We start from the raw sequence: 10,600 nt of genomic DNA, 5'->3' as shown, positions 1-10,600 counted from the left end.
GGGAAATTTTTCTGATATTGCAACAATTATTTCCAACAATTTTAAATTAAACGACAAGTTTACAAATTATGAAAATATTACTTATAATTATTTATTTTCAAGTTAGTAAAACAAAAAATCAGCTGTTTAGCTGATTTTTTATTTCTCTTTTGCAGATTGTAATTCATACATTTTCTTATAAACACCATTTAAACTAATTAGTTCGTCATGGGAACCTTGCTCTATTATTCTACCTTTATCCAATACGATTATCTTATCTGCATTTTTTATTGTTGAAAGTCTATGGGCAATTAAAAATGTAGTTCTTCCCTTTTTCAATTCCTCTATTCCCTTCTGAATAATAGTTTCTGTTTCACTGTCAATATTTGCAGTTGCTTCATCTAAAACAAGTATTGAAGGATTTTTTGCCAAGGCCCTAGCAAAGGAAATAAGCTGTCTTTCCCCTGCTGAAAAAGCATCCCCATCTTCCTTAACTTCTGTATAAATTCCCTTTGGGTGTCTATCTAATATTATTTTTCCTCCAACTTTCATTAAGGCATTTAAGGCATCTTCTTCTGTAATTCTATCATCATTTAAAGTTATATTACTAAGTATTGTACCGGTAAATAGAAATGGGTCCTGTAATACTATTGCAATATTTCTTCTTAAATCCTCTTGGTTAAGTTGGGAAATATCTACACCATCTACTATAATTTCCCCTTTTTGAACATTGTAGAAATTTAAAAGTAAGTTCATCATAGTACTTTTACCTGAGCCAGTATGTCCAACAAAGGCTACAGTTTCTCCAGGTCTTACTTTAAGACTAATATCTTTTAATACATATTCTTCGTCTTTATAGTAAAAGGAAACATCATTAAATTCTATATTTCCATTAATATTTTCTATTTTTTCTTCCCTTTCAGGAATTGTTTCAATTTGTAATAATTCAAATATATGATCTGCTGCCCCATAAGATGTTTCTAAATTTCCTATTCTTTGTATAGCATTATTTAAATTTGCAAATATTTTTGTAAAATAATCTACAAATAAATATATTATTCCAATATTTACTGCAAATGCTCCCGTTATAGAACCATAACCAAAATAAAATAAAACTCCACCTAAGGTTAAATATTGCAATGTTTGAGTTGCGTTAAATGAATTGTAGGCATAAAGCTTTGTTAAATTTAACATATTTTTATAAATCTTATTATTTACTAGAGTAAATTCATCAAGTATTTTTTCTTCTTGATTAAAGGACTGAATTATTTCCATCCCCTGTATGTTCTCATTTAAATTTGCATTTAAATCGCTTAAAAGCCTTCTACCTTTCTTATTAATAGATGATGCCTTATTAATAAAATCCTTAAATAATAAATATAAAATTGGTAGTATTATTAAGGTTGCTAATGTAAATTTAAAATCAAGGGAAAATAATGCAATGTATAAAACTAAAATGTATATACCACAGGTTATTAAATCACTTAGTACAATTTGAAATAATACTTTCACAGCCTTTGTATCATTTGTAATTCTTGAAACTACCTTTCCGGCAGGTAATTCATCAAAATACGAAATTGGTAATTTTTGCACATGTTTATATACATCTCTTTGCATAAAAAGAGCAATTTTATTTGCGGCCTTCTCTAGAAAATACCTGCTAAAATATTTTGTAATTCCCCCTATTATTAACAATAAAAAATAAAACGCAACAAGAAAAGAAAAAACCCTTAAGGATTTTGCACCTATTCCCTGAGCTATTTCCCTGTTTAATATTCTGGAAATAATAAGTGGACCACCTAAATCTGCTAAAAGAGTAAATAAGGTAAAAAGCATACCTATAGAAAGGTTTTTAATTTGTAAAAAAGTATAATTCGATAATTTACCTATGACAAATTTACGTTTTTCCTTTGATTTTATTTTATTGATTTTTAAATTACTCTCCATTTTCTTCACCTTTTAACTGTTGGTGTATAAACTGTTCCCTATACCAACCATCTTTCATAAATAACTCTTCATGAGTTCCTTCTTCTACTATTTTTCCCTTATCTAAAACGATAATTAAATCTGCATGTTGAACTGCTGAAAGTCTATGGGCAGTTATAATATTTGTTTTGTTCTTCCTATATTCCTTTAGATTTTTCAAAATCTTTTGTTCTGTATTTGCATCAACTGCTGACAAACTGTCATCTAAAATGAGTATTTCCGGTTCTTTAATTAAGGCTCTTGCAATAGATATTCTTTGCTTCTGTCCTCCAGATAAAGAAACTCCCCTTTCTCCCGCCATAGTGTTAAGACCTTCCGGAAGCTGTGCTAAATCCTTTTTAAAATCTGCTAACTCAACAACTTTTTCAACATCTTCATGAGTTTTACAACTGTCGGAAAACTTAATATTGTCCTCTATAGTCTTTGAGAAAACAATATGTCTTTGAGGTACATAACCGATTTTCCCCCTAATACTTTTAGTATTTAAATCTTCTATATAATTTTTTCCAACTTTCAAACTTTTGTTTTCAAGATTGTACATTTTCAAAAGTTGCTTTACTAAAGTCGTTTTTCCTGAGCCGGTTTTTCCAACAACCCCTAAGGTCTGTCCATTTTTTAAAACAAAGTTAATATTATCTAAAACCTTGTATTTTGATGTAGGATAATAAAAATCCAAATTTTTAAATTCTATATTTCCCTTTCCCTCGTATATAAATGCATTTTCATTGTCGACTAAATCCTCTTTATAATTTAAAACCTCGTTAATTCTATCCATAGAAGCACTTGCTTGTTCTGCTATAGTGGCAAAATCACCTAAGGCAAACATTGGCCAGACTAACATATTAATATAAAGAGTAGCTGTTACAAGGTTTCCAATTGTAAGGTCGTTAACACCAATTAAATAAGTTCCATAAAGAATTGTTATTACCATACTAAGTCCCGGAATAACCCTACTAATAAATCCATAAATACTTGAAACTCTTACAAGGTTCATGTTTTTTTCATAATAATCTAAACACTCTTTTTCAAATTCCCTAGTTTGACTTTTCTCTAGAGTGTAGCTTCTTACAACTCTAACACCGGAAATATTTTCAAGAACTATATCATTTAATTTGTCAAAGCTTCTTTGTACTTGCTCGAACCTTGCATATAGAATTGTTTCTATTTTCTTAGTTGCATAAAATAACAAAGGCAGTGGTAAAATTGAAACTATTGTTAATTTAAAACTAACTGATACAGCCATTACAATTAAAATTGCCAAAGGATAAAGTGTAGCATCTGAAAATGCCATCATTCCATAACCGGCAAATTCAGAAATCATACTTACATCATTAGTTGCCTTTCCCATTAAAGAGCCAGTAGTATTTTTTTCAAAAAATTTTGGACTCTGTCTTAAATATTTTTTCATAAGTCTAAATCTAGTTACTCTTTCAATTTCGTCAGATGCTTTAAAAATATAATAAGACCAAATATAGTTTGAACCATAATGGACCAAGACTACAATAACTAAAATAGCAATTAAAATATATAATCTTTCCAAAGTTAAAGTTTCATTACTAATATCATCTAAAATAATTCCCAAAAGTCTTGGTGGAATTATAATTAAAATATTTGAAACTATCATAGTAATTAAAACTAAAATATAATATTTTTTATAATATTTTATAAACCAAGATAGTTTATTAAAAATCTTAAACATAAATCACCTCTTAATCATTATTTGCACACAAAAAACACACCCAAATACTTAGGTGTGCTTCTAAAGTAAATGGAGATGGCCTCTCCACTAATATTCAATAAAACTTTAATAATTAAATTTAATGATTTATGAAGAGGTATTTAAATTCATTTGTAAAAAAACTATTATTTCCCATCGTTCTAGTTCTGTTATTATTTGTAATAATCATTTTGCCTAAATTAATCATTTTTTTACCTCTCTTTCTTTAATATTTACTTATCAAATGTATCATAGCAAAAATATATTGTCAAGAAATCTCTAAGTAAAATGCATAAATATGTATTAAATATGAATATTGTTATACTTTAAAGATTATTTTTATATAATTCTATAATATTTACACTATAGAATATATAAAAAGTAAACAAATTTAAAATTCTTTTGTTTACTCCTTATCTTCACTAAATCTTTTCAAATGTTAAAATAGCTGCATATCCAATTCCATATTGAAATGGTTGAAATGGTAACATACTATATCCTTTCCCATCTTAGTATGGTTGAATGGCTAGGAATATTAAACCTATTTAAAGTTTCTGAATAAGTTAAGTTTTCATTTCTCATAGTTCCTATTACTTTAACTTTGAATTCTCCTGTATATTTATTGTTTTTAGACATAGAAAAACACCCCTTATGTTTTTTATTTATGTTATCATAAATGTCTAACATTTGGGGTGCATATCACTTTTCCAAGCTGTTCTTGTAATTTATTTATTCTTTTCATCTAAGGCTTCTTTTAAGGTATGCCAGGCAAGTACTGCACATTTTACCCTTGCAGGCATGGTGGAAATATTTTTAAATACTACTGCTTCTTCTAATTCTTCTTCAAGAAGTTCTTCATCTGTAACTTCTCCTCTTATCATATTTAAAAATAAATCCAATTTTTTATAAGCCTCTTCTACTGTCTTTCCCTTTATATCATCTATCATAATTGAAGTAGATGCTTGGCTTATTGCACAACCTATGCCTGTATAAGCCGCATCTTTTACAATTCCATCTTCTATATTTAATCTTAGGGTAATATCATCACCACAGCTAGGATTATGACCTCTTTCCTCCATAGTGTAGGGATTTAATTCCCTTTTATTCCTAGTATCTTGGTTATGTTCCAGTATTACTTCAGAATATAGTTGATTAAGCTCCATATCCCATAACCTCCCTAACTGTCTTTAATTTTTCTATAAAATATTTTGCTTCGTCAATATCGTTATAAAAATAGGGACTAATTCTATTTGATGCCAGTATTCCCAAATACTTTCCTAAAGGTTGGGCACAGTGGTGACCTGACCTTATGGCTATTCCATAGGTGTCCATTATTGTTGCAACATCGTGGGGATGAACACCCTCTATAGTAAAGGCTATTACTCCATATTTTTCTTTATAATCCTTACTGCCTATTATATTTACTTCTGGAATTTTAATCATTTCCTCTAGTAAATATTTCATTAACTCTCGATTGTTTTCCTCTATAAAGTCATAACCAACTTTATTTAAATATTCTATGGCAGCTCTTAATGAAACAGCTCCTTCTACATTTTGAGTACCTGCCTCAAATTTAAAGGGCAATTCTGCAAATGTTGTAGTTTGTTCTTCAACATACTCAATCATATCACCACCTAGAATAAATGGTTCCATACTTTTTAGAATATCCCTTTTGCCATAAAGAACTCCTATTCCTAAGGAGGACAACATCTTATGGCCTGAAAATGTATAAAAATCACATCCCATTTCTTGAACATCTACTTTTACATGAGGAACTCCTTGGGCTCCATCTACTATTGTTATAGCTCCAACTTCTTTTGCCCTTTTAATCAATTCCTCAACCGGCAATTTCATACCTAGTACATTACTTATATGAGAAAAGGAAACTATTTTTGTATTCTCATCGATTTTTTTATAATCTTCTTCTAATAATTTTCCCGTTTCCTTATTAATATAAATATATTCCAGTTTAGCTCCTGTTTTATCAACTACTCTTTGCCAAGGTACTATATTGGAATGATGTTCAGCTATAGTTAAAACTATTTTATCACCTTTTTTTAATCTAGGCTCTGCAAAAGATCTGGCAATTAAATTTATAGATTCACTACCGTTTTTAGTGTAAATAATATTTTCTACACTTTCCGCATTAATAAATTCCCTTACTACTTCTTTTGATTTTTCATATTCCTCTGTAGCTTTTACAGATAGAGTATGGGCTGACCTATGGGGATTACCATTTGAACTTATGTTATATTCATAAACTGCATCTAGTACTGTCTTAGGTTTTTGAGAAGTTGCTGCATTATCAAAATAAATTAATTTCCTCCCATTAAATTCTTTATTTAATATAGGAAAATCCCTCTTGTATTTATTCATAACTCCTCCTAGACTTTTTCCAGTTTTTTATCTAAAGTATTAATAACAAAATCCCTTAGTTCCGTATTTTTAATTTCATCTATTAATGGTCTAAAAGAACCTTCTACTATCATTTTTTTAGCCTCTTTTTCAGAAAAGCCCCTACTCATTATATAGAAAAGAACATTCTCATCAACTTGTCCTGCACTTGCTGCATGGTTACCCATTACATCATCTTCTCCTGCAAGAAGAATGGGAATAGCAAAGGACTTAACCTTATCATTTAAAAGAATTACATTTTCCTCTTCATCGCCTGTTGATTGGGAACTTCCTTTTATAAAATCCAAAGTGCCTCTAAAATATTTTTTAGCCTGGTCTTTTAATGCACCTTTTACTATAAAATCACCATTGGAATTTTTACCATAAAATCTAATATTATTATAAATATCAGTTAGTGACTTTCCTTCTCCAATATAAATTGTTTTTAAATCCGCCTTACTATTATCTCCAACTAAATCTGTAACAAAATGATAGAGACTTTCTTTCCCACCAAGATTTATTGTTAAATACTTTACTTGACCATTTTCTTCAACTTGACTATATCTATGTTCAATATGTCTAATTTCACCTTGTCTTTGTACTTTCACAATAGTAATTTTAGAATTTTTGTCTGCTTTAATTCTTGTTAAAACATTGGTATAGGCGTTTTTATAATCTCCACTATAATCCATTATTATTTGAATATTGGAATTCTCTTTTCCATAAATGGAAATATCTCCTATTAGAATTGGATTATCTTCGTTAGTATTTAAATCTAAATATATATCTAAGTTTTCACCACTTTTAGCAAAAATATATTTCTTGTAGTTAGTATTTTCTAAAACCTCTTCTAAGGACTCTTTACTAGCTCCTACAAAATCGTCTTTTATCTTAATTTCTTCTGCCATTGGAAAATCAGAAACCTTATCTTTTCCAACTTTTATAGTGCTATAATTATATTCTATTTTATTTATATTTAAATCATCTAGTAAAATATGATTAGCTTTTGTCCATCTAAAGGTAGTTACCGGAAGCTCATTATATATTGTCATATTATCCTCCTAACCTATTGTTCCTTTTAACTCAAGATTTATTAAGTTATTCATTTCAACAGAGTATTCTAAAGGTAGTTCTTTAGAAACAGGCTCGGCAAATCCCCTAACTACCATAGATTTTGCCTCATCTTCACTAATCCCTCTACTCATTAGGTAAAAAATTGTTTCATCGGAAATTCTACCTATTGTAGCCTCATGACCAATATCCACATCATCATTTTCTATAATAATAACCGGTATAGTATCTGAACGTGAGTCATTATCTAACATTAGTGATTCACAATTAGTAGTTGCCTTTGCCCCTCTTGCCTCCGGTGTAATTTTTAATAAACCCCTATAGGTTGCAATACCACCTGATTTTGAAATGGATTTAGAATTAACATTAGAACTTGTATTTGGAGCAGCCATTACAACTTTAGTTCCTGTATCTAAGTTTTGCCCTTCTCCTGCAAAAGTAATACCAGTAAATTCAGATTTTGATCCTTCACCCCTTAAAATACTCATTGGATACAAGTAGGAAACCTTAGATCCAAAAGAACCGCTTACCCACTCAATTGTTCCATTTTTATCTACTAAAGCCCTTTTAGTATTTAAATTAAACATATTTTTTGACCAATTTTCTATAGTAGAATATCTTAAGTAGGCATCTTCTTTTACATGAAGCTCTACACAGCCTGCATGTAAATTATTTACATTGTATTTCGGTGCAGAACAACCTTCAATAAAATGAACAGACGCTCCCTTTTCTACTATAATTAAGGTATGTTCAAATTGTCCTGTACCTGGTGCATTTTGTCTGAAATAGGATTGAATTGGAATATCTACATGAACTCCTTCCGGAACATATACAAAAGAACCTCCTGACCAAACAGCGCCATGTAAAGCTGCAAATTTATGGTCTGTTGGTGGAACAAGTTTCATAAAATATTCCCTAATAATATCTTCATGTTCTCTTACAGCTGTTTCAAAATCCGTATAAATAACACCTTGTTTTATTAAATTTTCCTGAATACTATGGTATACTACCTCGGAATCATATTGTGCTCCAACTCCTGCTAAAGATTTTTGGTCTGCTTCTACAATTCCCAAACTATCGAAGGTATTTTTTATATCCTCCGGTACATCATCCCAAGAATAATTTAAACCTGATTTAGGTTTAACATAGGTTACAATATTGTCCATGTCCAGCTCTGAAATGTCGGCACCCCATGTTGGAATATCCAACCTATTATAAATTTCTAAAGATTTTAAACGAAAATCAAGCATCCATTTAGGCTCATTTTTTTGAGCTGAAATTTCCCTAATAATTTCCGGAGTTAAACCAGCGTCAGTTTTATAATCATAGGTAAATTCATTTTTAATATCATAAATTTCCCTGTCTATATTTTCAACTTGAGTTTTTTCAATTTGTGCCATTATTCCACTTCCTTTTTATAAGCATCGAATCCGTTTTTTTCAATATCCAAGGCTAAAGACATATCCCCTGACTTTACAATTTCTCCATCAACAAATACATGAACATAATCCGGATTAATTTTCTCAAGTAGTTTTATTTGGTGGGTAATAATTACAATGGCGTTTTCTTCACTGTGAAAATCATTTATACCTTGAGAAACAATTCTTATAGCATCAACATCAAGTCCCGAATCCGTCTCATCTAAAAATGCTAAAGTAGGATTTAAAATAGACATTTGTAAAATTTCATTTTTCTTTCTTTCACCACCACTAAATCCAACATTTAAATATCTACTAGCATAATCAGGGTTCATTTCAAGTTTTTCCATACTGGATTTTAGCTCCCTTTTAAAGGGCATAACCCTTTGAGTTTCACCTGTTACTGCAGTTTTTGCAGTTTTTAGGAAGTTCTCTACAGTTATACCCGGAACTTCAATAGGTGCTTGAAAGGACATAAATATTCCTTCCCTTGCTCTTTCATCTACTGCTAAATCATTTATTAATTTATCTTTAAAATAAATTTCCCCTTCAGAAATATCATATATAGGGTTACCCATAATTGCATTGGCAAAAGTAGTTTTACCGGCTCCATTTGGTCCCATAAAAACATGTATTTCTCCGTAGTTAATCTTTAAATCTATACCTTTTAAAATTACTTTATCCTCAACTTGAACTTTCAAGTTTTTTACATTTAATATTTCTTTCACTTTTTCCTCCTGTTTTATATCCTACATAAATAGTACGTTATGTTTGTGAAAATAATTCCGAGTCTTTTAGTAGGTTATTGAAATAAAAAAATAAAGTTCTATAAAATACCCGGTAATTAATTATATAACATTTTTTTTAATTGTTAAATAGCTAAACAAAAAACTAAGTCCAATAATAAACTTAGTTTTATAAATTATTACTTTTTATTTTTTATAGGGTTTACCACTTTTTCTTTAATACCTGCAATGGTTTCTTTAAATTCTTCCCTATACTCTTTTTGGTATTCTTCCATACCCCTATTAAATTCCTTGCTCTTTTTAGGTAATTCTTCCTTAACAAGCTTATCAAATTCTCTTTCTCTTTTACTAAATCTTAAAAGTATGTGGGAAATTAAAGTCAAGGAAACTATCAATTTTGAAAAAGTAAGTATATTTAAGTTTTCTAATTGTCTTAAAACCTCTCCCAGAGAATTGTCAAAAGTTTCTATAATTAGGGAAGCAACTAAAATTAAATACGATAAAATAAAAATCAATAATAATGACCAAATATGCTCCTATCCAAAGCATCAAACTTACTTTTTACCCCTCTAAAATGATAAATAGGTCTACTTAATAAAAAATATAGGATAATTGTACTTACTACTCCAAACCAATCATTTTTAAAAGCTGTTAAAGTGAAATCCCATAAATTCGTAAAACCGTTAATAATAAATTCCATAATATCATCCTAGTTATCAAAAATATATTTATAAAGTTTAAAAAATATAAGCTTACAAATATTTGCCTCAATAAAATTAAAAATGCCATTCACATAATCACTTCCTATTTTCTTTTCTTTAATAATATCAATTACTAGAAAAGTTTCTTGTTTTCTTCTTAAACTGACTATATTCTTTCTTAAATGAAAATATTTATTTGTAAAATAAAAAATTGCCTAGTATCTAACTAAGCAATTTTTAATATTTGATTGAATTCCCTTTCTGTAGAAATAGTTTCCCTAACTATATTTTCATAGTTCTCTACTATTTCCTTGTAATTTGAAAGGCCTAATCCTCTTTTTTCTCCCTTTGTAGAGAAACCTTCTTCGTATATATTTTGAATATTTACCTTTTCTGTTACCGGGTTTTTAACCATTATCGTTGTGACTTTTTCTTCCTGAAGTATTACCAGTTTTATTACTTTTTCTTCTAGTTTTTCCACTTCTTCTATTGCATTATCCAGTAATATTCCTAGACATCTTACAAGGTCTGTAGTTTTCATATTAATTCTATCTACTTCATTTAAGACCTCTAGGTGGAATTCTATTT

The 10,600-nt window shown here is 29.2% G+C and carries 11 protein-coding genes; all 11 read right to left on the bottom strand.

The genetic code is table 11. The features are described 5' to 3' along the window. Positions 1 to 138 precede the first annotated feature (138 nt). Positions 139 to 1,926, bottom strand: coding sequence for an ABC transporter ATP-binding protein (locus WAO56_RS01420; protein WP_422143135.1), 1,788 nt, complete (start codon positions 1,924 to 1,926; stop codon positions 139 to 141). Further along, a complete protein-coding gene (locus WAO56_RS01415) occupies positions 1,916 to 3,664 on the bottom strand; it encodes an ABC transporter ATP-binding protein (protein ID WP_422143134.1) in 1,749 nt (582 codons plus the stop codon). Before WAO56_RS01415 ends, WAO56_RS01420 begins: the two co-directional genes overlap by 11 nt. Positions 3,665 to 4,174: 510 nt before the next feature. After that, positions 4,175 to 4,318: a hypothetical protein gene (locus tag WAO56_RS01410; RefSeq protein ID WP_422143133.1), complete on the bottom strand. Its 144-nt coding sequence runs from the start codon at positions 4,316 to 4,318 to the stop codon at positions 4,175 to 4,177. Between the two features lie 89 nt (positions 4,319 to 4,407). Beyond that, positions 4,408 to 4,845 carry a Fe-S cluster assembly sulfur transfer protein SufU gene (gene sufU, locus WAO56_RS01405; RefSeq protein ID WP_422143132.1) on the bottom strand — a complete coding sequence of 146 codons (438 nt, stop codon included), beginning with the start codon at positions 4,843 to 4,845 and terminating at the stop codon, positions 4,408 to 4,410. Then, the gene (locus WAO56_RS01400) at positions 4,835 to 6,058 is read right to left on the bottom strand and encodes a SufS family cysteine desulfurase (RefSeq protein ID WP_422143131.1); all 1,224 of its coding nucleotides are present in this window, start codon (positions 6,056 to 6,058) and stop codon (positions 4,835 to 4,837) included. Before WAO56_RS01400 ends, sufU begins: the two co-directional genes overlap by 11 nt. A gap of 8 nt (positions 6,059 to 6,066) precedes the next feature. Further along, positions 6,067 to 7,128, bottom strand: a complete 1,062-nt coding sequence (locus WAO56_RS01395; RefSeq protein ID WP_422143130.1) for a SufB/SufD family protein — start codon at positions 7,126 to 7,128, stop codon at positions 6,067 to 6,069. Positions 7,129 to 7,137: 9 nt separating this feature from the next. After that, positions 7,138 to 8,547: a Fe-S cluster assembly protein SufB gene (gene sufB, locus WAO56_RS01390; protein WP_422143129.1), complete on the bottom strand. Its 1,410-nt coding sequence runs from the start codon at positions 8,545 to 8,547 to the stop codon at positions 7,138 to 7,140. Further along, positions 8,547 to 9,293 (bottom strand): Fe-S cluster assembly ATPase SufC, encoded by a 747-nt coding sequence (sufC, locus tag WAO56_RS01385; RefSeq protein ID WP_422143128.1) that lies wholly within the window; start codon positions 9,291 to 9,293, stop codon positions 8,547 to 8,549. Before sufC ends, sufB begins: the two co-directional genes overlap by 1 nt. Before the next feature lie 197 nt (positions 9,294 to 9,490). Next, on the bottom strand, positions 9,491 to 9,826 hold the full coding sequence (locus WAO56_RS01380) for a hypothetical protein (RefSeq protein ID WP_422146204.1): 336 nt from the start codon (positions 9,824 to 9,826) through the stop codon (positions 9,491 to 9,493). Beyond that, entirely contained in the window at positions 9,823 to 10,011 is a 189-nt protein-coding gene (locus tag WAO56_RS01375) for a hypothetical protein (protein ID WP_422146203.1), read from the bottom strand. The genes WAO56_RS01380 and WAO56_RS01375 overlap by 4 nt, the downstream gene beginning before the upstream one ends. A gap of 227 nt (positions 10,012 to 10,238) precedes the next feature. Continuing rightward, positions 10,239 to 10,600, bottom strand: a 362-nt coding sequence (locus tag WAO56_RS01370) for a GHKL domain-containing protein (RefSeq protein ID WP_422146202.1), incomplete at its 5' end; no start/stop codon positions are given.

The organism is Miniphocaeibacter sp., assembly GCF_049276255.1.
Taxonomy (GTDB): Bacteria; Bacillota; Clostridia; order Tissierellales; family Peptoniphilaceae; genus Miniphocaeibacter.
The sequence above is the reverse complement of the archived record's forward strand: the minus strand, read 5'-3'. Positions and strand labels throughout refer to the sequence as shown.